The sequence below is a fragment of the Spirosoma harenae genome, from assembly GCF_054776975.1.
This window is the reverse complement of the sequence record NZ_BAAHBD010000006.1, coordinates 152,857-177,401: the sequence shown is the minus strand read 5'-3', so window position 1 is coordinate 177,401 and position 24,545 is coordinate 152,857. Positions and strand designations below refer to the sequence as shown.

Annotated in this window: 14 protein-coding genes; 5 read left to right on the top strand and 9 right to left on the bottom strand. The window is 48.0% G+C overall.

The genetic code is table 11. From position 1 onward, the window contains the following. The first annotated feature begins 62 nt into the window (after positions 1–62). The 5 genes from ACYVE4_RS04470 to ACYVE4_RS04450 all read left to right on the top strand — a co-directional run bounded on the left by ACYVE4_RS04470 (position 63) and on the right by ACYVE4_RS04450 (position 6,715). Positions 63–1,154, top strand: a complete 1,092-nt coding sequence (locus ACYVE4_RS04470; RefSeq protein ID WP_460995714.1) for an efflux RND transporter periplasmic adaptor subunit — start codon at positions 63–65, stop codon at positions 1,152–1,154. Positions 1,155–1,217: 63 nt separating this feature from the next. Then, the gene (locus tag ACYVE4_RS04465; protein WP_460995713.1) at positions 1,218–4,340 is read left to right on the top strand and encodes an efflux RND transporter permease subunit; all 3,123 of its coding nucleotides are present in this window, start codon (positions 1,218–1,220) and stop codon (positions 4,338–4,340) included. Between the two features lie 165 nt (positions 4,341–4,505). Beyond that, positions 4,506–5,006 carry a hypothetical protein gene (locus ACYVE4_RS04460; RefSeq protein WP_460995712.1) on the top strand — a complete coding sequence of 167 codons (501 nt, stop codon included), beginning with the start codon at positions 4,506–4,508 and terminating at the stop codon, positions 5,004–5,006. A 111-nt stretch (positions 5,007–5,117) separates the two neighbouring features. Then, a complete protein-coding gene (locus ACYVE4_RS04455; protein ID WP_460995711.1) occupies positions 5,118–5,870 on the top strand; it encodes an acyl-[acyl-carrier-protein] thioesterase in 753 nt (250 codons plus the stop codon). A 44-nt stretch (positions 5,871–5,914) separates the two neighbouring features. Next, entirely contained in the window at positions 5,915–6,715 is an 801-nt protein-coding gene (locus ACYVE4_RS04450; RefSeq protein WP_460995710.1) for a GntR family transcriptional regulator, read from the top strand. 13 nt (positions 6,716–6,728) lie between these two features. On the opposite strand, the gene ACYVE4_RS04445 is transcribed toward ACYVE4_RS04450, so the two are convergent. From ACYVE4_RS04445 to ACYVE4_RS04405, 9 genes are all read right to left on the bottom strand, one after another. Next, positions 6,729–7,733: a glycoside hydrolase family 43 protein gene (locus tag ACYVE4_RS04445; RefSeq protein WP_460995709.1), complete on the bottom strand. Its 1,005-nt coding sequence runs from the start codon at positions 7,731–7,733 to the stop codon at positions 6,729–6,731. A gap of 41 nt (positions 7,734–7,774) precedes the next feature. After that, positions 7,775–8,482 (bottom strand): SGNH/GDSL hydrolase family protein, encoded by a 708-nt coding sequence (locus tag ACYVE4_RS04440; RefSeq protein ID WP_460995708.1) that lies wholly within the window; start codon positions 8,480–8,482, stop codon positions 7,775–7,777. Positions 8,483–8,502: 20 nt separating this feature from the next. Continuing rightward, complete coding sequence (locus tag ACYVE4_RS04435) at positions 8,503–9,438, bottom strand: alpha/beta hydrolase (protein WP_460995707.1); 936 nt, start codon at positions 9,436–9,438, stop codon at positions 8,503–8,505. A gap of 7 nt (positions 9,439–9,445) precedes the next feature. Continuing rightward, complete coding sequence (locus ACYVE4_RS04430) at positions 9,446–12,202, bottom strand: glycosyl hydrolase (protein ID WP_460995706.1); 2,757 nt, start codon at positions 12,200–12,202, stop codon at positions 9,446–9,448. A gap of 74 nt (positions 12,203–12,276) precedes the next feature. Next, positions 12,277–14,817, bottom strand: coding sequence for a hypothetical protein (locus ACYVE4_RS04425; protein WP_460995705.1), 2,541 nt, complete (start codon positions 14,815–14,817; stop codon positions 12,277–12,279). Between the two features lie 175 nt (positions 14,818–14,992). After that, on the bottom strand, positions 14,993–18,487 hold the full coding sequence (locus ACYVE4_RS04420) for a PVC-type heme-binding CxxCH protein (RefSeq protein ID WP_460995704.1): 3,495 nt from the start codon (positions 18,485–18,487) through the stop codon (positions 14,993–14,995). Positions 18,488–18,509: 22 nt separating this feature from the next. After that, positions 18,510–19,733 carry a GDSL-type esterase/lipase family protein gene (locus tag ACYVE4_RS04415; RefSeq protein WP_460995703.1) on the bottom strand — a complete coding sequence of 408 codons (1,224 nt, stop codon included), beginning with the start codon at positions 19,731–19,733 and terminating at the stop codon, positions 18,510–18,512. Positions 19,734–19,851: 118 nt separating this feature from the next. Further along, positions 19,852–21,288, bottom strand: a complete 1,437-nt coding sequence (locus tag ACYVE4_RS04410) for a RagB/SusD family nutrient uptake outer membrane protein (protein WP_460995702.1) — start codon at positions 21,286–21,288, stop codon at positions 19,852–19,854. A gap of 27 nt (positions 21,289–21,315) precedes the next feature. Beyond that, positions 21,316–24,513, bottom strand: a complete 3,198-nt coding sequence (locus tag ACYVE4_RS04405) for a SusC/RagA family TonB-linked outer membrane protein (protein ID WP_460995701.1) — start codon at positions 24,511–24,513, stop codon at positions 21,316–21,318. Positions 24,514–24,545 lie beyond the last annotated feature (32 nt).

The window sequence follows — 24,545 nt, the reverse complement described above, 5'->3', positions numbered from 1 at the left end:
ATTAATTGGATTTAGTGGACATAGCCTAGCAGGGAGTATCAGAATATAAAGCTATTACAGAGATGAAAATCAGTACATTATTAAATACCGTTTTACTAATTAGTTGCATCGCGCTAATCAGTTCGTGCGGCCCCAAACCAGCACCTGAAGAAGCCAAAGCATTTATGCTGTCGGATACGATGATGCACCGGATTAAGATCGACAGCGTGACTTCGCAGCCGGTACGTAGCGAACTTACACTGGTTGGAAAAGTGATGGCCGACGAAAATCGGGTGATCAAAGTGTTTCCATTGGTTGGCGGAAACGTAGAGGATGTGCAGGTTGAGTTAGGTGATTATGTTCGAAAAGGCCAGGCAATCGCGTTGATTCGATCGGGAGAAGTAGCTGATATTGAACGGCAAGGTATTCAGGCTAAGTCGGATTTGCTGCTGGCAGAGAAAAATCTGCGCGTTGCTCAGGATTTGTTCGAAACCAAACTTACGTCGCAGCGGGAAGTCGTGGCTGCTCAGAAAGAAGTGGACAAAGCGCAGGCCGACGTGAATCGCGTTGCCGAAGTGTCGCGGATCTATGGTATCGGCAAAACATCCATCTACACCGTAAAGGCCCCCATCGACGGATACATTATCGAGAAAAACGTAAATCGGGGCATGCAGCTCCGTTCCGATAATGCCAACAATCTGTTTACAATTGGTCAGATCAGTGAAGTATCTGTAATGGCAAATGTTAACGAAAGCGACATCGGACGAGTGCGTATTGGTATGGATGCGAGTATCCAGACGCTCAGTTATCCAGATGAACTATTTCGAGGCAAAGTCGACAAGATCTATACCGTACTCGATCCCGGTACGAAAGCGATGACTGTTCGTATTCGTCTGAATAACAAGGCCATGAAGCTGCGCCCTGAAATGCACGCAACCGTTACGTTGCATTACGAAGATGGCGGACAAATGGCTACCATACCGGCTGGCTCAGTGATTTTCGACCAATCAAAACACTTTGTTATGGTTTTCCGAAGCCGCTCAGATATTGACACTCGGGAAGTGAATGTCCTGAAATCGGTGGGTGATGTGGCCTATATTAAAGCAGGCCTGAAACCCGGCGAACGGGTAATATCCCAAAACCAGCTACTAGTCTACGACGCTATAAACGACTAAATGGCATGGGGCAGAGCATCGGGTAAATTACAACCCAAACCCTCTGCCACGAGCCCTCTGCCAATGAACAGATTCATTCGGGATATTGTCGGTTTTTCGCTTAAGAACCGCTTTTTCGTTTTTTTTATGACCATCGGTCTGGTGGTTGCCGGCGTGGTCAGCTACCTGAATACCCCACTCGAAGCCTTTCCTGATGTTACTAATACACAGATTATCATTGTGACGGAATGGAACGGTCGGTCGGCGGAGGAAATCGAACGATTCGTTACGGTACCGATTGAGGTCGCTATGAACTCAGTGCAGCGGAAAACGAACGTTCGTTCCATTACCATGTTTGGTCTGAGCATTATCAAGGTGATATTTGATGATGATGTAGAAGACTTTTTCGCCCGGCAACAGGTTAATAATCAGCTTCGGACGGTCTCCTTGCCAGACGGGGTTGAGCCTGATGTGCAACCCCCTTACGGCCCTACAGGAGAGATTTTTCGCTTTACCCTCAAATCGGCTTCACGTGATAGCCGCGAATTGCTGACACTGCACAATTGGGTAATCGACCGTCAGCTTCGTTCGGTAGCGGGCGTTGCCGATGTCGTAGCTTTTGGTGGTCGCGAGAAGAGCTATGAAATACGCGTAAATCCCACGCAACTAGCCAAATACGACATTACCCCGCTGGAAGTTTATCAAGCCGTTACACGGAGTAATATCAACGTTGGCGGTGATGTAATCGAACGAAACGGACAAGCTTATGTCGTACGCGGCATAGGCTTACTCACGTCTATTCAGGACATCGAAAATCTGATTGTCGAAGATCTCGACGGCAATCCAGTGCTGGTCAAGAACGTTGCTGAGGTGGCCGAATCAAATCTCCCCCGCGTCGGTCAGGTTGGTCTGGATCAAAACGACGACGTAGTAGAAGGCATCGTCGTGATGCGCAAGAACGAAAATCCGAGTGAAGTGCTGGAGCGCGTCAAGGCTAAAATTGATGAATTGAACGAGCGTGTGCTGCCCTCCGACGTCAAAATGGTTACGTTTTACGACCGCGATAATCTGATTAGTTTCTGTACGCGGACAGTATTGCATAACCTTACCGAGGGAATTATTCTGGTTACGGTGATCGTGTTTCTGTTCATGGCCGATTGGCGCACAACGATCATCGTATCCATCATTATTCCACTGGCACTGCTATTTGCGTTCATGTGCCTTCGAATACGGGGTATGTCGGCCAATCTGCTGTCGATGGGCGCGGTAGATTTTGGTATTATTATCGACGGGGCAGTCGTAATGGTCGAAGGAATTTTTGTAACGCTCGATCATCTTGCGCATCAGTCAGGTATGGCTAAGTTTAATCGAATGAGTAAACTGGGTCTTATCAAAAAAACGGGCGGTGAACTGGGTAAAGCCGTTTTCTTTTCCAAGTTGATCATTATCACAGCTTTACTGCCCATTTTTTCCTTCCAGAAAGTAGAAGGGAAAATGTTTTCGCCCCTGGCCTGGACACTCGGTTTTGCGCTGCTTGGTGCGTTATTGTTTACCCTTACGCTCGTACCGTTGCTTTGCTCGATTCTGCTGAAGAAAAACGTGCGCGAGAAGAACAATCCGCTGGTCAATTTCTTCAATCGGATTGTGATGGCTGGTTTTAATCGATGCTACGCCAATCGCCGACTGAGTCTGCTGGCTGCGATTTCATTTATGGCGATCACCTTCTTGTCGGCCACGTTGATGGGTACGGAATTTTTGCCGACGCTGAACGAAGGTGCTCTCTGGGTAGAAGCCAAATTGCCGATGAGCAGTTCGCTAAATCAGACAGTGGGAATGGTGAAAATACTCCGGCAAAAACTGATGGAGTTTCCCGAAGTGAACGGCGTATTGTCGCAAACGGGACGATCCAACGATGGTACTGACCCGTCGGGATTTTATTATGTCCAGATGCAGGTGAACCTCAAACCGAAAGATGATTGGAAACGGAAGATTACGACCGACCAGTTGATCGAGGAAATGGACGCCAAACTGAAACAATTTCAGGGTATTAATTACAATTATTCGCAGCCAATTATCGATAACGTAGCAGAAGCGGTAGCCGGAATGAACGCCAGCAATGCCGTAAAAATCTTTGGCGATGATCTCAACGAACTGAATAAACTGGCCAACACCGTTATTGCCGCCATTCGCGACGTGCCGGGCGTAAAAGATGTCGGTATTCTCCGAAACATCGGCCAGCCTGAAATCAGTGTCTTGTTTCACGATCATAAGATGGCGCTATACGGCGTTTCTCCGGCTGATGCACAGGCCGTTATTGAAATGGCAATTGGTGGTAAAACTGCGTCGATTCTGTATGAGGGCGAACGTAAATTCGATATTCGGGTTCGTTACGACGAACGGTATCGAAAAACCGAAGACGACATTATGCGGCTGATGGTGCCAACGTTGCGAGGCAGTAAAATTCCCCTTCGTGAAATCGCTACGATTCGTGAGGTAACAGGCCCCGCGTTTGTCTATCGCGACAACAACAAGCGATTTATCGGCGTCAAATTCTCGGTACGGGAGCGTGACTTGGGCAGTACTATTGCCGATGCACAGCAACGAGTTCGGACAGCGTTAAAAAGTTTGCCTAAAGGCTATTCCATCAACTGGACAGGCGAATTTGAAAATCAAGTACGGGCTACAGGACGGCTGGGGCAGGTGGTACCGCTTAGTTTAGCTGCCATTTTCGTGATCCTGTTCGTTCTCTTTGGTAATGCAAAAGACGCAGGTCTGGTGCTCTTAAACGTACCGTTTGCACTCATTGGGGGTATTCTGGCCATTCATATAACGGGTATTAATTTTGGCATTTCGGCAGGGGTAGGTTTCATTGCTTTATTTGGTATCTGCGTACAGAACGGTGTTATTCTGATTTCGGTATTCAATAATAATCGTCACCAGAAAATGCCGCTCGACGTTGCGATTCGGGAAGGTGTGCAATCAAGGATTCGCCCCGTTATCATGACAGCACTGATGGCTGCTATCGGACTCCTGCCAGCCGCCGTTTCAACAGGGATTGGCTCTGAAACGCAAAAGCCACTCGCCATTGTCGTGATCGGCGGATTGATTACAGCTACCATTCTGACGCTCCTTATTTTTCCGATTATCTACCGAATATTCTACCGCCGTGAAACGACGCACAAACCCAAAATGGTAGCCGTTGCATAGTTTCAGATGGCGCCGATCATTGAGTCAATTTGACGAATAGTTCAGTTAAATCAATCGATAAATGGCACATTCCTATTTTTTCATGGCTATTCATAGGGATACTCCTTATTTATTCACGTAATTTGAATTCGTAATTCACAATTAATTCCCTTTATTAGCCAAATTATGAAAAAACTATTTACGCTTTTTTTACTGAGTGCAACACTTCTTTTGGGGTGTAAAAAAGATGAGGAAGTTAAACCAAAAACGAAATCAGAACTAATTGCCCGCAACTGGCAATTTCAGACAGCTACTGTTTCACTAGGCACAGTACCCGTAACGGCCTACACGAAAGGAGGAGCCCAAAATCTGGTTGACTTTTCATCGTCTTATATGAACTTCAAATCGGATGGGTCTTTTTCGCAGGTACTGTTGCCTAATACATCATTAACGGGTACCTGGAAGCTAAATACCGGGGAAACTGGCTTTATTGTAACGAGCTCGTCGGGGGCTGTAGATAACTGGACAATCGATAACCTAACCGAAACGAATCTCAATTTCAGCCGTCAGATTGCCGGAAACACAACCGATCCAAGTGACCTATCCTGGTTAGCTCTTATTAAAGCGTACGGATTTTCGACTGCCAATGGCGCAAAAATAGAAGTAAAAGCTGTTCCAAATCCGTAGATAACAGGTTAACAACACATGAAAAGGAGTTTGGGGCATGGTATCATGTAGTCCCAAACTCCTTTTCATGTTTAGTATAGGTTGCCCAGCATAGCATTGTACCTTTGTAGTATGGCTTTTATCCAGACCGATACGTTTACGGTACGTGGTTACGAGTGCGACGCCTTCGGGCGAATGAGCATTCCGGCACTGATGAATCTAATGCAGGAATCGGCGAACCGTAATGCAATCGATTACGGTATCGGTATTCGTGATCTGGCGAGCCGTGGGTTCGGGTGGATGCTAATGCGGTTTCGTCTTCGGATGCATCAATACCCGCGCTACGGGCAACCGATTCGCCTGATAACCTATCCAACCGCCGTCGAAAAATATTTTATCTACCGAGATTTTCAGGTCTTGGCCGAAAACGATTCGTTACTGGCCGACGCAACCAGCACCTGGCTCGTGTTTGGTATGGAAAAGCGGACAATGGTACCGCTTCCGGATTTCATCCGCCAATTGACTCCGCCAACGGGCTTGTATCCATTGCCCAAACTTGCACTCAAACCTGATTTTCAGACGCTGTCATTTTCGGCTGATCAGAAAAAACAGGTTGAGGTTGGCTGGCTGAGCATTGATCAGAATCAGCACGTCAATAATGTAGCGTATGTTGGCTGGTTGCTCGAATCCGTTGGTGATACCTTACTTCAGGTGCGGGAATTAGCTGAAATTGACTTAGTTTACCGAACCGAAAGCCATTGGCACGACCAGCTTAGCATTGAGTCAATGACCGAAGCGCCCGATGTGCGGCTGCATCGAATTGAGCAGGTTGAATCAGGAAAGGAAGTGCTGTTGGCCAGAAGCCGATGGCGGATGGGAGAATAACTTGTTTGTTTCAGTTAACTTGACACATTGGAAGAAGAAATGGCATGAAAAAAAAAGGAGAACCCGCTGAAATTAAAGCTAATAAAGCGAAGTTTATAGCGCTGAGCGAGCATATTATTGACAAAATAAAAACGGGAGAACTCCAGCCCGGCGATCAGATTCCGTCGGAAAATGAATTGATTAAAACTTTCAGCATCAGCAATACCACGGCTCGAAAAACGCTACTAGAAATTGAGTCGAAAGGGTGGGCGCGTCGGATTAAGGGAAAAGGAACCTACGTGCTGAACCGTACGGAAGACCATCATTTGCTACGGACGTTGGGCTCCATCTATGCAACCCGTCGCGGTTTTCACGATAGCCTGATTGCTGAAGGATTTACGCCGAAAAATATCGTTCTGGAAAAAACAGTTCTACAGGATGGAATTTCATCGGAAATAAATGGTCGCCATTTTATTATTGACGGTCCCGTCTTAAAACTCCATCAGCTTCGCTACGCCGACGATCTGTTAATTAAAGACGAAGTCAAATACATTTCCCTGACACTTTGCCCCAAAATCAATCGGGTGCCTACTGAGGTTTCGTATTTTAAGGTTTATGAGACCAATTACCATCTGACAATCACGGAAGTACAACAAACGCTGGGAGTCAAAATTCTGGAGCCCAACACGACTAATTTTGAACTAAGCCGACCGACGCCCGTTTTTGTCCTCGACAGCGCGGTAATCTGTACGGGCGACAAAATTGTTGAAATTGAGCAATCGTATTACCACGGCGAGAAATACAAATTCGCCGTGATCGCCAATCCCGAACACACCCAACGACCTGCTGATTCAATGGTGCCCTAAGTTCTTAAAGGAATTAAGGTATGTATGGCTTACCAATGACTAATTTATCGCCTGATAAGTCAGCTTCAAACAAATGAGGTATGCGGACTGTGCGTCCATTAGCCGCCTTTCTATGGCTGTGAATTGACATTAACAGTTTGCCATTCAGGGTATGAAATAACATACCATGACCATAGTTCGGTGGTGTAATCGGATCGTTTTCCTGAATCCACGGCCCATCGAGCGTACCGCTTTTTGAATAAGCAACTCCTTGCGTATAAACGTCGTAAATCCAGCTGGTCCAGATCATTCCCAACCGCCCGCTTCCTGTCTTAAATAGATATGGGCCGTCCGTTACTTTGTTCGGTTTGTCTTTGCCATTTTCGTCTTTCTCCCGGCTCCAGGGCGAATCACTGGCGCGAAAGAGCAATTTCCCTTCGCCAACACTGCCACTTAAATCAGGCTTCAATTCGATCTTTTCAATGGTGCCGTTTAGGTTCTGCAACCATTCGTAGCAATACACCATATATGGTTTGCCGTCTTTATCAACCCAGAAGGTTCCATCCAGCGTGGGCTTATCGGCTGGCAAATAAGTGGCATCTTTCATCGGCGAGAAAGGCCCATCTGGATTATCGCTGACCAATACATGACTGGCCCGACGTTCGATTGCAGTTCCCTTGACAGTATCTATTTTGACCGCCCGATTTGTGAATGTGGCAAAATAATAATATTTGTTTTTGAAGGGTTGAATCTCAGCAGCCCAGATCATCGGCTTAGGGCCCATCCAGGAGTTCGGGTCGGTATTGGTTACTTTGTGTGGGCCTTCCCAAAGCTTCAAATCCTTACTCTTCCACAACATGCCACCTGTGCCTGTCATGTAGTACAGGTTTGTTTTCTTATCGGCGAGGATAAATGGATCACTGAGAACGATAGAATCCAGAGGAACATTTTTTCTGATTTCACGCACCTCACCTGGCTGGGCTCGTAGCGCCAACGAAAACAGCAAACAACCTACTAGAGGGACCCAAACCAGTTTCATAAACTTCTCTTTTGTTTGAGAAACCGCCAAACGTAGAATCTCTACTTATTATTCGTAAACCACTTCATCAATTCGCTGACAATGATTTCGTGACCTGCTTTGTTGGGATGATTCACGCTCGCCATGTACTCTTTCAACTTGCCTTGTTTCGCAATTTGCTGAAATGGTGAATAGGGGTCTGCTAAGCCTGTATGGTATTTTTCAGCTAATTGATGAATTAATTGAACAAAGGGTTCCAGCGGATTTTTTGCGTCTACTATATCAATTCGCTGATCGGGGGAGGGAGTTAATAGAATGACTTCGATGTGTTGGGAAAGGGCGGCCTGTATCATTTTTTCCCAGGCTTCTTGGATCTTGTTAATGTCAGAAAAACGGTCGTTCAGTGCGTAGTCGATGAACAGTACGTCGGGTTTATGCACCAATACGTCCTGCTCAAACCGGGTCTGTCCTTTCAGCGCGTTTTCACCTCCGATGGCCGTTACGATAACGTTTATGACGGCATATGGATATTGCTTTTTCAATTGGCCCAGCAACAGATTCGGATACGATTCCAGTGTATGGACTTCGTGGTCGTACCAATATCCTGCCGGAACCGAATGTCCGTGAAAAACCAGATTAATCGTGCGGTTTTTCGGCCATACCACAGTCAATTCCTTCTTTGTATCAGCCAGATACGTAGTGGAATCAGCCTGTTGTGCGAAGCTGGTAATCGAAAATGTAAATAAGATGAGCGTAAGTAATTTGTTCATAGGGAGTTGCGATTAATAATCTATCTTTTTTGAAGATACTTCTCAAACCAATCGGCTACGACACCTAGATCAGATTCCCAGGTTTCGTCCCAGCCGTGCGCACCGTCCTGGTGGATGATTAACTGCGCTGGAACGCCGTTTTCTTTTAATTTGGCGATGAACCGTTCCGATTGTTCGAGCGGTACAAGCGGGTCGACGGTGCCGTGAAACAATAAGGTTGGCGGTGTTTCTTTCGTAATAAAATTGATGGGCGACAACTTTCGCATTACGGCCAATTTTTCGTCTCTGGATTTGCCTTCTACGCCAAACTGCGGCCAAAAGCGTCGAACCGTATCGCACTCCACGAATAGTCGTCCTTTGTTTCCATAGTTTAGTAAATCAGCAGGTGGAAAGAAACAGGCAACCGCTTGCACGCGACTAGATACGTTGTCAACTGGATCAGCCGTTTTCAGCGTATCCGACCGGCCTACTCCGGTGCCGATGGAAACGGATAAATGACCGCCCGAACTCATGCCAGATATGCCCAATCGATTTGGATCAATACCATAGTCAGCGGCATGATACCGGATAAATCGTACCGCCCGATGAATATCCTGCACTACTTCGTCGACTCGATAGCGAGGGGCCGATCCGTGAAGAATCAGGAAAACAGTTTGACCGCGATCGGTGAAATAGTGAAAATGCTTGAGTCGCTTTTCAATCATGCTGAAATCGGAATGCCAGCCGCCACTCATCGCATAGACAACAGCAATGCCATTGGGTTTGGCGGGTTTCAGGACATCCATCGTCAGTGCCGTTCCAAACTTTCGCCCGTAAACCACATCATGAAGGCGAACTACATCTGTCGCCGACTGTGATGGTGCTGAGTATTGATGTACCGGTCGATGGCAGGATGATAAAAGACTGTAATTCAGTCCTATCACTATAAGCAAAACATACTCAATAGACTTTTTCATGGCTTTGTCAACGAATCGTGTTTGCTGTTGTGATGGTCACGGGGCCTAACAATCCCGATTCAATTAGGGGTAATTCGCCCCACGGAACCAGATTTTTATTGGCTTTTGTAATGTTGGTTTTTGTGAATTTTTCGCCCGTAATGGCATCGCCCGTAAGCCGGTTCGACCAGGTATTGGCTATGTCTATTTTCAGCGTATTGGTTCCTGATCTCAGTACGTCGGTAATGTCAACGCGATAGGGTGGTGTCCAGACGATGCCTAATGATTTATTGTTGAGCCATACCTCGCCAACTTTCGATATGTTGCCTAAATCCAGATAAAGCCGACCATTTTTAGCCATTCCTGCCACGGGTTTGTACTGAAATGATTTCTGATACGTAGCAATTCCCGAAAAGTAGCTAATGCCTTTCTGGTCGGATTGCGTCCACGACATCAATTTATGGAACGTGGCGGTTTCTGGAGCACCCCAACCCTTGGGGAATGTAAGCTGCCAGGAACCCTCCAGCGTCATAACTGGCGCGGATTTAGCGTCTTCAGCAGAGTTATACTCACGATCTCTCCGCTGGGCAACTGTAGATGATTTTACCTTGCTGAAAACCACAAAATAGGCTCCGTTTGGCGGCAGCGAAATGGGCATGCTGGTACGTCCGCTCAGTTGTGTATAGCTGGTAATAGGAGTGATGTTCCCCGAAACCGGATTCCAGATTTCGGGTGTTTTTCCTGACTGGCGGAATGTGCAGTTTCGCGAAACCCATTTATTCGTCGTATTACGAATCAGGTAAAAATCCAGGTTATCGCGCTGGTAATGAATGTAGTCAATCGGAGTGAAACGCTGGTCTGCTTTCTGCTCGGGATAGCTGAAATCGGGTGTAATAGTCAGTGCCTTCAGGGCTTCGAGTGGAGCTGATTTCGATTCTGCCAAACGGGCTCCTTTCTTGGCTAATTGGTTGAGTTTAGTACGCACTTCTGCCGGAATCCGCCCTTCCGTTCCAATGCTCAGTACGCTATAGGTGCCAACGCCTGGTAGCACCCATTTCCCATTTTCGACGGTTAAATCCCGCAGCAATACGTCGGTATTAATTACCTCATAATCGTAGCCCGGTCCAACGGCGAAGCGTGTATTTTTGGGCGGGATCAGATTGGGTACATTATCTCCATAATAATGCAATACATCCGCTACGAAAGCCGTTTTTTGCAGGATATACGAGATGCGGCCGAGATAATCGTTGAACGGTTTGCTCTTGGACCACCAGCCGTTTCGGTCGTTGTAATGTGTACCCGCAAAATAGGCTATGCCCGGATACCCCATCCCCGACGGATTGTGCGTGAAACCATGAATAACCAACCGATTCAGTCCTTCGCAGAAAGAACGGTCGGCGAGAGATTTCAGGTCACCGGGGCCTTCCTGCCAGTCCCAATAGCTTGTAAATGATTCTTCTTCTACAATGCCCCGTTTGTAAATATGCGACGCAGCTGCAATCTCTTTCACCAGGTAAATCATATCGACCAGGCTGTCTTTATCATTCTCCATGAAAAACGTGCGATTGTACCAGAACTCGCCACGCGGTATATCCAAAGCGCCCAATGCCTTCAGACTTTCGACTGGAATATGATGCAAATGCCCCGGACCGCCCGATTCGGAAATGATTTTCAGCCCGTATTGATTACAGATTTCCTTCGATTTCCGGTAATGGTTATTAATCATCAGTTCCGACAGCGTTTTGTCGAAATCGAACTGAAAGCTTTTCCCAAGTTCCGGTTTATACCAATCTTTGTTGAAAATGGCTGGCAGAAATTTGTATAGATCGTAGCCGTGCAGTTTTCGGAACGTGGTCGGCAGCGTTGGTGTCCAGGTAAATTCCTTGGCTTCATAACTAGCCAGATACAGGTTTTTGAGCGGACTTTTACTAAAATCACCAAGCAACGGTTTTAGTCGATTGATGAAATACATAACGTGCATCCGCGTGGCCGTTGAGTCGAAATGGTCGATGATTGGGCCGACTGAATGGGGGGTAGGACGTATCAGTTGCTCGCCAGAATTGGAGCATACGTACCGGTAAATATCCCAATTTCCAGCCGGTGCTTTCCAGCGTAATTCGTCTTTTTTCGGGTCAAAAAAAGACGATATATTGATAATTTGTGCCGTATCTAACTGAGTCTGACGACCAGCAGGGATGGCAATTACAGCAATTTCTTCGTGGTAAACGGGCCTACCGTCTGATCCGTAGGCAATAGGACGTTTGTTGCCCTGTTTATCGGGTGTAATAGTTGGGAACGGGAGTTTAACCGACTCTTGTTCAGATCCTTTTACCGTTTTTTTGGAAAAATAAATCGTTTTGGCTGCGTGTTTAGGAGCAACCCAGGTGCCGCCCGCATTCCAGCTACTGGCCAGATTCAGGCCTACTTCTAAACCTAATTTACCCGCTTCTTTTATGGCCATGTGAATCGTTCTTACCGACTCATCGCTCATGAAAGCGGGTCCCGGTGGAATCACCTGATTGAGATCGCTGGCGGGTGGCAAACCGATTTCAAAAATATCGACACCACCCAGCCCAGCTTTTTTGATGGCCTGCAATTCTTCTTTCAATCGCACTGTATCGACATAGCCGTTGAGCCACCACCAGTACACTTTTGGCCGGGCCGAAATGGGAGGATTTTTAAACCCTTCTTGTAAGGTAGTATAGTTGATTGCGTCTGTTTCCTGATGAAAGGAAACAATAGCGGCAACCAACCCCAGTCCTAGTAAATAGGAAATGAGTTTCATGATGAATGATTGACGTTTTAGGAATTGATGGATAAACCTCAGAAACAGAAAGCCTATCCGCTACATGTTCAGAGTTACCAAAACACCACCAGATCGCCCGTTATATTGTCGGCAACGTACTGATTACCAAACTTTTTATCACCTGCTTTCAAGGCCACCTGCGGCTTTTTGCCCCACGGATAGCCCGTATTTGCATACACGTGCAACCCTTTTTCCGTAACGCCTTCGTCGGGATAGATACGAACCGTAGCGTTTTTCAGCCCCGTAAGCCGAACACACCGTTTTATGTGCTCTACTCCCGATGTCATTTCCTGGCACGACACAATGCCCTCGTTCTGATCGATGAAGAAACGGCTTTCGCGATGCCAGGCTTTAGGCATGTGATAGACCGAATAGCCATTTGTTAACTCGGTTTCATAGCCCGTAAGAATTGGTGTTCCCTGCGGCATTTTGAAGCGGTGCGTAAGCGTTGTGTTTGGGCAATAGCCGGAGAAGAAATACCCATTACTCGACCGCGAAATCGTCAGCACAGGATTTTTGACGGACGGATTTCGCTTATCGATTTGGTAATCAATACCAAATTCTTTCAATACGTAGCGCATTAGCAATGGCCCTGTGAAAAGCTGCTCCGGATCGTCGGGCGTCAGGAGTTTACCGCCTGTAAATTTGCTGGAATTGGTGCCGCGTACGTAAGCCACTTTACCGCCTTTCCAATCAGGTTTTTCACGCGTCCAAACCACGTCGCGACTATTGCTGGCCTGGGTCATTTTCGCCAGTATTTTAGTATCAGTCTCGGCTTTGTTTTTTACCTGCGTAGCTACACCACCACCCGAAAACAGGGCCCGGTGTGTGATTTTTTCAGGATAGGATTTTGTTAATTTATCGGTATTGATAGTCGAACTCATCTGAAAATCACCTTCAATAGCCGTTACGTTCTGCAGATTTAACAAGTTTAAGAACGATGGTCCGGCATGATCGGCGGGGCCGTAAACGAGAAGTTTACCGCCATTCTGCACGAACGTAATCAGCGATTTTTCGAGTGCTGAATTTGCCTCAGGTACAATGCTAACTAACACCGATTCATTGAAATAGGCTGGTTTATCCGACACTACTTTCTGGAAAGAATTCGTCGAGATAATGGTATTTAGTGGAAAACCATTGTTGATGGCTTGCCGAATAAGCCAGTCGCCGTAGTAGATTTCTGGTAATCGGTCGGGTTGTTTGTATGCCCAGGTATGGTATTCGTCAAACGGATACACCCAAACCAGCGGCCCCGGTGCGGTTGGCGAATCGTAGCGGGCTTTCAGGATATGGGGCGTTACCTCGTCGGGTACTTGCGCGGGCATTTCGCCGTATGTATTATCGGCGGTCAGGAAATTCAGGTGCGTTGGTAGCCGAATTTCGCCTTTGGCATTGATACGCGCTACGGCCATCGGCAGGTAAATATCGTGCGGTTCCTGCCCATAGCGATCCAGCCAGGGGCTATTAACCCACCAGGGGTCGTGGGTGTAATAGCGAAACAAATATCGTTCGTCAGGCAGCTCGGCCATCCGCGACATATAGCCTACCATTTCTAATCCAAAATCGCCATCCAAAGCCGCCCAGGGCGAATTCGGTGGTGGCAACATGTTGTATTTTCCGCTGTAAATCTGTTTTAGATCGACACCGTCACGGGCTAAATCAGCGCCCGTTGAAAGATTCGTTCCACGCGTCTGGATCTGGAAATCAGGGCATTCTTTTCGGAATAAATTCCAGAAGCCAGCGATCAGTTCACGGGTATTCGCCAGTTTTTCGGCGGCAAATTCTTTCCCGTTAAAAATAGCTCCCGTCGATGACCAACCTTCTACGCCAAATCCAAACCCATTGCTGAGCCAGATGAAATCATACCCTAAATCGCTCAGAAAGTGTTGACTTTGCCGTCCCAGAAATGTGCCAAACGGCGTATTGGCTGGAATGCCTTTCGGAAAACCTGCATACGCCTGATTGTCAGCATTCAGCGTTGAATAGCAACTGACCATTGTTTTGTGGCCCATCGCATTTCCGCCGAGAATTTCAGTGTGTTTTTTGTACTTAAACTCAGATTTGGCAAACTCTGGCCCCGGATCGAACGTAGCGCCAATGCGAATGGGTTTTCCCGTTACCCGCCTTCCGGCTTCTTTCAGCGTCTGGATAATGTATTTCAAATCGCCATACGTAAATGCCGGAGGATTATCCATGTAAATCTGGGCACGCTGGTGCAGAGAAAGGTCAGCTGGGCCTGATCCCACCTCATGGTCGGTATTTGGATTTCCCATGTACTTAGCCCACTCAAGCGGCTGATTTAACTTGCCCGTGTAATCCAGGATTTCCGACCCATCTGATGTCCAGAGCATTACCGATACGGTATCTGTATGGCGCAGCAGCGAAGACCATTGTGTAAATAGTTCGGTTGCTACCTGTGCGATGTAAGCTTTGTCGTTCTTTTTGAACGGCTTGAGCGACAACTCCAGCGTAATGTTGTTGAACGACTTACCACGGAGTGTCGAGTTGTCCAGATTAGGCGTATCGGTGCTGGTCGTAAAGCCGAAGATGGCGATACTCAGCGTACTAACGAAGAGGATGAATTGCGTACGCATGGTTGAAATGTTTAAAATTTACTCCGAAAAAGCAATACGATTCCTGTTGCTGTGTTCTCACAGCAATCTGTCGGTAGGCATGTTTAGCTGACGCATAGGTTGCTGTGAGGACACAGCAACGGGGAGTTTCCTAATCGCTTAAAACGTTCGGAAAATCATATACGTAATGAGTTGTTTATCGTCCCATAATGAGCCGGGTTTGGGCAGAAGCCTGTGGTGCATCCTGAAGTTGAATACTCAGCTGGCTTTCTTTAAACTGTGTTTTATCAATAGCCAGGGTAATGGAATGAATTCCTTGTGGAAGATCCGTCATGACGCCGTTTGCCGTCAGTTTAATCGGTTTCTGACCAGCCCAGGCCGTTATTCCAGCCGTTGAATTGATAGCAAGTTCTATGTTTCCTTTGCTAACAACCTCAATATCAAATCGAACGAAGTTGTAACGTTTGGTCGGGCTGATCTCAACAACGGGTAATTCGTCAATCGGCAAATCGCCCGATACTTTGCTGTAAACGGGTTGAACGAAGAGTTTAGCGGCCTCTTTCGCTACGTAACCAACACCCGCATCACCAATCTTCTTTACCAATTCTTTACTGGTTGAAACAGTACTCCAGCGACGGACAAAACGGGCTGTGGGCACCCGAAATTGGCCCGACTCACCAATTTTTGACAGAAATCCAATGAGATTAATAAATTCCTCTTTTTCCAGCCCGGCGGTCAATCCGACTGGCATCAGTGAACCGGGTGTTTTCTCAATCGTATTGATTTGCGCCTTCGGAATCGAGACTTCCATTCCCGTTACGTCGCGAACCACCACTTCCGATGTGCCGTTGCTGACCAGATAGGCCATCATTTCAGTGCCGTCTTTTTTCAGAATACGCTGAAGTTCATACCCTTCTTTAATCGACAGCGTTGGATATAGCACTGACCGAATAATGGTTTCGACCGGCGAACTCGTCCCCAGACTACTCAAATCAGGTCCAATACGGCCGCCCGCACCGCCAATGGCATGGCACGTTTGGCAAAGCAGCGTACTTTTGCGAAATACCTTTTCGCCAAGCATCGGGTCAGCGGTTGAACTTATCGTTTTCGCTAATGCACTAATTTCCTGATTGTTCAGTTGTTGCGGCATTCGTTCGGTCGGGAGTGTGCCACCCGAGGCTTCCAGCGCTTTTTGCAAGGCAACTACCTCATCGGCCTTTTGCCGATTCCAGGGAATACCACGGGGCATCAGTTGTCGACCCGCTTTAGCATATAGTTCTGGAATATTTTTGGCTGAAATAGCTTCGCCCAAGGCTTGCGTCCCTGCTTTCGAGGCAAAAAAGGCCTGAAACAGTTCGGTTGCGTCGGTTTGCTCTGGGATCGTTCGCAGTAGATCAGTGCCGATACGAGCCGCTTCGGGGGCGTCCATTGTTACGAGTTGCGCTGTAGCTAACACACGCAATTCTGGTGTGTTCTTCGGGCCCGTCATCTCGACCAGCTGCTTTCGGGCATTCTCATTGCCGATTGTCGCCAGAGCACCTAATGCTGCTTTTTTAACGGGTTTATCGCCTTGCCGAATCAGCCTAACCAATCGGTCGCTCAGGTCGGCCATGCGCCATAATCCGATCAATCGAATGGCGTTAGTGGCAACGGCTTCGTCATCACTACCGACGAAATTGACAATCCGGTTCAGCTCATTTGTTGGTTTTACGGCCCGTTGGCGAGCAGCATCGACTAAGGTTGCTAATCGGGCAGCCGTATTCTTATCTTGAGCTGTATTGCCCTGAACAGTCACGTCGAAAAGCGTATTCAGCTCCGACGCTTTTCCATATTTGCCAATCGACGCCAGCACGTCTTTCTGATAGTCTTCCGGCACTTGTCCTTTCTGATACAGCTGAGTTAGTTGGGCAACGGCATCTGGATTTCCCACTGATTTCAGGGCAAACGTCGTTCTGCGTGCATCGCCCAAAAACGCTGGGTCGGTTTTTACGCGACTTATCCATTTTGGCTCCAGTTCGCGGACAGTTTGCCAGAGAGCAAAATCCAGAAATTCATCCATCGGTTGGTCTAATACTGACAACGCCGTACGGGCTGATTCTGCCGTTGGTACGTTTCGTAGCGCAATCACTGCTTCCAGACGAACGCGTGGGTGCGGGTCCTGTACGGCTTTCGCTAGTAGGGCAGCCTCATTTTTTAGTTTGCCGTGCCATAACCAGAAAGCTCGTAACGCTGCCGCCCGTGCGTTGTGGTTTTCGGCCTTCAACAAACTAGTTAATAGCGCTTCATTGACAACATCCAACGTCTGGTACGTCCAGAGTACTTCCAGTAAAAGGTGCTCGTAATCAGCATCTTTCTTGTCAAGCGCACTCACCCATTTTTCGAGTGCTGGAATCACTTCGCTGGCGCCACGTTTTTTCAGGAGTTGCTTGGCCTGTAATCGAGTCCAATCCTCCGGCGCTCGAAGGGCTTCCAGTAATTCGGAAACAGTTGCTTTTTCAAGTTGCCCCTTTTTGACTAGCGGTCGATTTTTAGCGACGATGCGCCAGATACGGCCATGCTGCTGATCGCGACGCGGATCGTGGAAGTCGACTTCGCCATGCTGAATGATCGGGTTATACCAGTCTGCTACATAGATCGCACCGTCGGGGCCAACTGAAATATCAACTGGGCGAAACGCTACGTTGTCAGTCCATAACAAATCTCCTTGTTGCTTCGAGGCAAAACCGCTTCCCTGCTCTTCCAGCTTAAATCGGTTGATTCGATTCGCGCGAAAATCGTTCGTAATCACGCTTCCCTGCCAGGCTTCGGGCAAATGCCGGCCCGAAATAACATCGAGTCCACTGTGTTTCGGCTGCCCTGGATTTAGTCCACGCAGAATCCGTTCGGCACCAGGTGATGTCAGGAATGTAGCACCCGGAAATCCATAGTTAATGCCTTCGAAACCCGCACCATCAGTCAGGAACGTAGCGCCCCAACGGTCGAACTGGAGTCCCCAGGGATTGACAAGCCCTTTAGCGAATACACTCAGTTCCTGCTTTTCGGGACGATACTGCCAGACGCCACCGCCTTCCAGTCGCTTAATACCTGACGGTGTTTCGACGTGACTGTAGATATAGATCGACTGATTGAAATACAGACTTCCCTCTGGTCCCCAGCGAAATGTGTGAATTAAGTGGTGCGTGTCGGCGGTGCCGAAGCCGCTCAAAATTCGGCGTTTTTTATCCGCTTTCCCGTCGCCATCGGTATCGGCGAAATGCAGAATTTCGGTTGAGTTCGCTACATACACACCGCCATCACCAGGCAAAATACCTGTTGGCGTTAGCAAGCCTTCGGCGAAAATTGTCGATTTATCTGCCTTACCATCGCCGTTGGTATCTTCTATTACAAAAATCTTGTCGTTGGCCTGTTCTCCCGTTTTAAGGTGCGGATAGGCCGTACTGCTCACTACCCAAAGCCGTCCATCAGCATCCCAGTTCATTTGAATTGGTTTTGCTACAAGCGGTTCGGCGGCAAACAGGGTGACTTCAAATCCATCGGCAACCTTGAACGATTCAAGTTCACGCTTTACGTCTGGGTCGGGTACGTCAGGATTATTGTCCTGATTCACCAACGCTGTTGTCAGTAGAATAACCGGAATAAGCAGGCTTTTGCGCAGAAGGGCTACTGGTCGTATGGAATTCATTTTTCGCATAATCTCTGGTTGTCGAGGCTATCTACTTGAGCTGAGTAAGGTGATACGTGGCAGGCTTGGGCTGACGGCTGACGGCAATTTGCCCTTCCAGCCATTTGATGATTAAACTTTGCTCTTCCAGCCCCTTTTTATGCCGTCCCTGCTCATACGACCGAAAGCCGATGATATAGGTTCGATTGAGTGGTCGATACTGGAAAAAGAACTGCTCGTTCTTCTTCAAAATCATCTGCCGCAACTCCGCCGACTGCGTAAAAGCGGGGCCCTGTTGAATAACAACGCCCTCTGCCCACTGCTTAGCCGATGCCGTTCTTACTTCGTCGTTATCGATGGCCAGCGTGTAGAATCCTTTTTTCAACCCTGCGATTTTAATGAGTCGCCCATTATCGACCTCCACAATTTTGCCATCCTGTTCGGGTGATAGCAACGGTAGATATGTATCAGTTACCTTAAAGCTCAGATTTCCGGTCGATTTGTCGACGTTTATGGCCGTAGCGGAAGCACCAGCAGTTGCTGGCTGCGTTACATCAAGGCTTATTTCTCCGAAACGCGGACCAAAACCGAGGCTTTTCTCAAGAATGGTAGCCAGATAATAATAGCCGGTTTCATTTAGGTGAATACCGTTGTCGGTTATCATGGCCTTCTTACTGGCCTCCTGAATAGGCTTAAAAATATCGATGTACCGCTTTTCCCGTTCCGATGCCAGCTTAGCCATTGCCGACGAATACAGTTCCAGTTCAGCATTCCGTTGCGCCAACTTATCGGTCGATTGCCCCGACAGAATCGGAATCGGCGATAGCAGGATGGTTTTGGCACCGAGCGAATCAATCTTATTGAGCAACTGATTTAATCCGCGCTGAAAGTGGGGCAACCCCGACTCACCTTCCTGCGCTTCGATACCGCCATACGCCATGAACACGATTGTTGGTTTGGCTTTTGCGATTTCGTTAATCAATGATTCATACGCCGTTGGTGGCGACGTAATATCGCTACGACCGTCGGCAAACACGTCATCGCCCGACCAGCCCAGATTGCGATACGTTACCTCTTTATCTGGCCAGCGTGTGGTTAAGGCTAGTTCCAGATACCCGAACTGCATATCGTTCTCAAACAGCGAATTACCTAGAAATACGACCCGGTCGCCCGATTTGAGTTCGAAGGGCTCTGCCGCGTTTTGCGCCTGGATGAACCCACTGGTGAGGTAACTCAGTACGAAGAAAAGTAAGCCAATCGTGGTCGATTTTCGCATCGGTAATACACTTGTTTGGTTGTTGACCTCACCCCAACCCCTCTCCTAAAACAGGAGAGGGGCTTAACACCGAATTCTCCTCTCTCCTGTTTAGGAGAGGGGCCGGGGGTGAGGTGAGTTAATATCCTGTATTCTGCTTCAACGCGGGGTTTAGGTCGATTTCGGTTTGTGGAATTGGGAAAAGTAATTCGAAATCCTGCACTGAAAAATTAAGCTTCTGGCTGACGTAGTGTGCGTTCAGAACGGTTTGTGCCCGCCCGGTACGTACCAAATCAAACCAGCGATGTCCTTCAAACAGAAATTCAACCCGCCGTTCCCGTTCCAGTGCCAATCGCATGTCGGCCTGTGATAATCCCGCCGAAGCCGCCAGTTTTGCCCGCTGACGAATCTGATTCAGATAAGGCAATGCATCTGCAGTTTTACCCTGTTCGTTCAGGACTTCGGCATACATCAGCAGCACATCAGCATACCGCAATATCGTAAACGAGACGCTGCCATCACTCAGGTCAACAGCTTTAAAATCCACAAATTTTAGCCCGTAACGGCTATAGGATTTCCTGCCACCAATTAATGTGACCGAATCATTGACCGAAATGGCTTTCCGTACATCTCCCGCTTCGTAGGACTGAATCAGGTTCAATGTTGGTACGATACGGCCGGACCCTTGTAAATTACCCGGAAAAATAGCCATACTTGTGATAGCTGGCGTAAATAGGGCCGAATAATTGTTGCCTAACGATTGGCCGGATAAGTAATCGACTTCCAGAATGGTTTCAGCCAGATTCGTATTGCCATTGGTCGACAACGTTTTATAGTCGGCAACCAGCGAATATTGCTTCGAGTCGATGACCTCTTTTAGTTTGGTGGCTGCCAGATCGTAATTCTTTTGGGTGAGATATACTTTCCCTAATAGTGACTTGACAGTCATCTGCGACGCGCGGGTTTTATCTGCATTCAGCGTTGCGGGTAGCAAACCTTCGGCACTCGTTAGGTCGCTTAGAATCAGCTTGTAGACTTCTTCCGCAGGTTTTAATGTCAAGTCGGCGGATGCTACCTGGGCTGGGCTGCTGAACGTTTGATTGGTGATCGGCACATTCCCGAAAAAACGCACCAGATAGAAATAGCTGAACGCTCGTAGAAACTGGGCTTCACCTTTGATTCGGTTTTTGGCGGTCTGGTCGAAATTGACAGCGTCGATTCGGTTCAGAATATTGGTACTCTGCGAAATCGTATACAGACACGTACTCCAGACACCGCGTACAAACGCATTGGTTGGCGTAACCGCGTTCTGATCCATCTGCATTTCATCCGCTGAGGGCGACGACCACTGGATTTCGGCGTTATCTGTATTCAATTCGCTCATGTACAGTACGTTGCTTGTGCTGTATAGGCCGCGGAATGTACTGTAAACGCCGACTAGTGCCGTTTCAAAATCGTTCTGATTCTGGTAAAAACTCTGGTCGCTAATCTGGTATTCGGGTTTCAGATTCAGGAAGTCACTACAGGACGTGAACGTGACCGCCAGAAATAATATGGAGAGAATTCGCTTTTTCATGACAGTAATGTTTTGCCAATCAATGAATTAAAAAGTTACACGGAGGCCAAGCGTATAGGTACGTGGGTTCGGATACGCGAAAAAGTCGATGCCACTTCGAGCCAGATTATCACCACTCGTGCTTCCTTCGGGATCGTAGCCAGGATATTTCGTGAATGTGTACAGATTCGTTATATCGGCATAGACCGACAACGCCTGTAATTTCAGCTTACTCATGACCGTCGACGGGAACGTATAAGACAGGTTCACATCTCGAATACGAGTAAATGAGCCATCAAACAAGTATTTGGTCGTACCAGCGCTGAAACCAAATGCGTAGTCATTCCGAATAGCTCGGCTGTATAAACCGGCTCCCGGATTATCCGGCGATTTCCACCGATCGGCCATCACGGCTAACTGATTTTGTACTCCCGCACCATTTAGAGACACTTCGCCACCCTGGAAATAAATCTGATTACCAGACGTGCCGTTCAGACTCACACTGAGCGCGAAGTTCTTGTAGGTAAATCGGTTGCCCAATCCCCACGTAAAGTTCGGCCATGGATTGCCGACAATCGTTTTATCCGACGTATTGACCGTTCCGTTACCATCGACGTCCTGGTATTTGAAATCACCGGGTTGCACGCGCGGATTCTGCAATGGGCTTTTGCTGATTTCCTCCTGCGTCTGGAAAACACCCAGGATGTTTAGTAATCGGAAACTGCCAATCGGATAGCCTACCTGCGCTACCTGATAATCGGATGTAACGATACGAGCGGCTTCGGAGTTGAGCGCCAGTACTTTATTCTGGTTCCAGCTAATGTTGAAATCAGTGCTCCACTGGAATGGCCCTTTCGCAATATTCTGCGAATTGATGGTGAGTTCCAGACCTTTATTTTCAACTTCACCGATGTTCTGTACCGAACTGCCAAAACCCGATGCTGCTGGGAGCGTTACATTCAGCAAAAGATTCTTTTTATAAGCCCGGTACGCATCGAACGTAAACGACAGCCGATTCTGGAATAGTGACAGATCAAAACCTAGATTGGTTTGCTGCGATAATTCCCAGGTCAACAGATCGTTAGCCAGCGATGACGGTACGACGCCCGATACAATCTGACCGTTCGAAACTGTGCGCGATACGCTCAACAAACCTTGCGTTGCATAATTCGGAATCAGGTTATTTCCCGATACGCCATAACTGGCCCGGATTTTCAGATCGCTAATTGCCGAAAGCGGCTTCATAAACGCTTCGTCAGACAATCGATACGCGAGCGAAAGCGATGGGAACGTACCCCAGCGATTCTTGGCGCCAAACCGCGAGCTACCGTCCGTCCGTATGGTGGCTGTGAGGAGGTATTTGCCTGCATACGTATAATTCACCCGCGCCAGCCACGACATGATGGCCCATTGGCTGATGTAATTCGTTCCGGTCGAAACGGTGCCGGCAGCCAGATACGGTACATAATCCGTCGAAAAACCCGTAGCGCCAGCCTGTAAAATCTCGTCCGAATTTTTCTGAATGGTGTATCCTGCTAACGCATCGATATCGTGCTGACCAAATTTATGTCGATAATTAATGGTGTTCTCATTCAGCCAGTTCAGACTTTTAATTTCGGTCGAACCAGCCGTAGCCGCGCCCGTCCGGCTAGTGGCTAGCCCCACTTTCGATGATTTCCAAAGCCGCGTTACGTTGTTCGAATAGTTGACCCCAACGGATGTTTTAAAAATCAGTCCGGGCATTAATTCGTACTGTAAATAATTGTTAGTGAATACATTCGTATTGTTTCGTTTGTCAGAAAACTCAGCCGCAATCACCACCGGATTTTCAACCGGAATCCCTGTTGGACTCGAGAATTCCGAGTAAGGCGTACCGTCAGCGTTGTAAACAGGAATGGTTGGATCGCTGGCTAACGCGGCTGAAATCAATCCTCGAAATTGGAGGTGACCCTCCGCGCGGGCAAAGTCGCCATAAGAATGGGCACCTGAGAATGAAGCGCCAATTTTCAAACGTTCGGTCAGTTGGGCGTCGATGTTGGTCCGTAGTGTGAATTTTTTCAGATCCGACCCGATAATAATTCCTTTCTGATCGAAGTAGCCGCCCGATACATAGTAGCTTACATCCCGGCTGGTGCCACTGGCTGATAATTGATAGTTCTGGACCATGCCTTGCCGGAAAATAACGTCTTGCCAATCAGTTCCGTACCCCTGATCGGCAAACTGGCCTGGGTTCCGAAATTCGGGTTTTACCTGTGTAGCCGTACTGCGGACATTGTTAGGATCAGTCGCTTTTCCCCCGGCAAACACCCACGCATTATCACGACCTTCGGCAACGTACTCCGCATACTGTCGAGGTGTTAGCAGCTTGAGTTTTTTTGCCAGTTCCTGAACACCCGTCGAATGTTCAAAGCTGATGGTTGGCTTGCCCAGTTTCCCCCGTTTTGTCGTAATAATCACCACACCATTTGCTCCACGTGAGCCATAAATAGCCGTAGCCGATGCGTCTTTCAATACTTGAATTGTCTCAATATCAGCTGGATTAATAATGCTGAGCGGGTTAATTCGGTTGGTCGAACTACTGCTGGCAATGCCACTGGCCGAATACGAATTTGACGCAAAGGTGCTTAGGTCAGAGCCACCCCCACCCGTGCCGATTGCGTACCCATCTACTACGTAGAGCGGAGAATTACCGCCTGTAATCGAGCTAATTCCGCGAATAATAACGTTAACATTTCCGCCGGGAGCGCCCGAATTCTGGGTAATTTGCACGCCCGCTACTTTCCCCTGCATCATCTGATCGACGCTCGTAGCGGATGGAACAGGGACCAGGTCTTTGCTCGTCAGATTGACGATAGACCCGGTCAGGTCCTTTTTTCGCTGCGTTCCGTAGCCAACCACCACCACGTCCTGCAATTGCTGCTGGTCGGATTTCAACGCTACGTTAATCGTTGACCGCCCACTTACCTGAATTTCCTGTGGGGCGTAACCAATAAAGCTGACAACCAGTGTCGCATTGGCTGATACGCTTAATTTGAAGTTACCGCTCACGTCGGAGGTTGTGCCATTGGTTGTGCCTTTTTCCGAAACGGTAGCTCCAACCAAAGCCTCGCCATCGTCGACCGTTGTGATTTTTCCGCTAACTGGCACCTTGGCCGATTGCGCCATAACAACGCTTAGAGAGACCAGCAGGCTCAACGCACTGCCAATCACCCGGCGTCGCAGGCGATGTACTAGAATGTGATACATACATACTGTGGGTTTAAGGAGTTACGAATGAA

Coding starts and splice junctions, on each gene's coding strand:
- ACYVE4_RS04455 (WP_460995711.1), top strand. CDS start 5,118: ATGGCTTTTATCCAGACCGATACGTTTACGGTACGTGGTTACGAGTGC.
- ACYVE4_RS04425 (WP_460995705.1), bottom strand. CDS start 14,817: ATGCGTACGCAATTCATCCTCTTCGTTAGTACGCTGAGTATCGCCATC.
- ACYVE4_RS04410 (WP_460995702.1), bottom strand. CDS start 21,288: ATGAAAAAGCGAATTCTCTCCATATTATTTCTGGCGGTCACGTTCACG.
- ACYVE4_RS04405 (WP_460995701.1), bottom strand. CDS start 24,513: ATGTATCACATTCTAGTACATCGCCTGCGACGCCGGGTGATTGGCAGT.
- ACYVE4_RS04430 (WP_460995706.1), bottom strand. CDS start 12,202: ATGAAACTCATTTCCTATTTACTAGGACTGGGGTTGGTTGCCGCTATT.
- ACYVE4_RS04445 (WP_460995709.1), bottom strand. CDS start 7,733: ATGAAACTGGTTTGGGTCCCTCTAGTAGGTTGTTTGCTGTTTTCGTTG.
- ACYVE4_RS04450 (WP_460995710.1), top strand. CDS start 5,915: ATGAAAAAAAAAGGAGAACCCGCTGAAATTAAAGCTAATAAAGCGAAG.
- ACYVE4_RS04415 (WP_460995703.1), bottom strand. CDS start 19,733: ATGCGAAAATCGACCACGATTGGCTTACTTTTCTTCGTACTGAGTTAC.
- ACYVE4_RS04470 (WP_460995714.1), top strand. CDS start 63: ATGAAAATCAGTACATTATTAAATACCGTTTTACTAATTAGTTGCATC.
- ACYVE4_RS04465 (WP_460995713.1), top strand. CDS start 1,218: ATGAACAGATTCATTCGGGATATTGTCGGTTTTTCGCTTAAGAACCGC.
- ACYVE4_RS04420 (WP_460995704.1), bottom strand. CDS start 18,487: ATGCGAAAAATGAATTCCATACGACCAGTAGCCCTTCTGCGCAAAAGC.
- ACYVE4_RS04440 (WP_460995708.1), bottom strand. CDS start 8,482: ATGAACAAATTACTTACGCTCATCTTATTTACATTTTCGATTACCAGC.
- ACYVE4_RS04460 (WP_460995712.1), top strand. CDS start 4,506: ATGAAAAAACTATTTACGCTTTTTTTACTGAGTGCAACACTTCTTTTG.
- ACYVE4_RS04435 (WP_460995707.1), bottom strand. CDS start 9,438: ATGAAAAAGTCTATTGAGTATGTTTTGCTTATAGTGATAGGACTGAAT.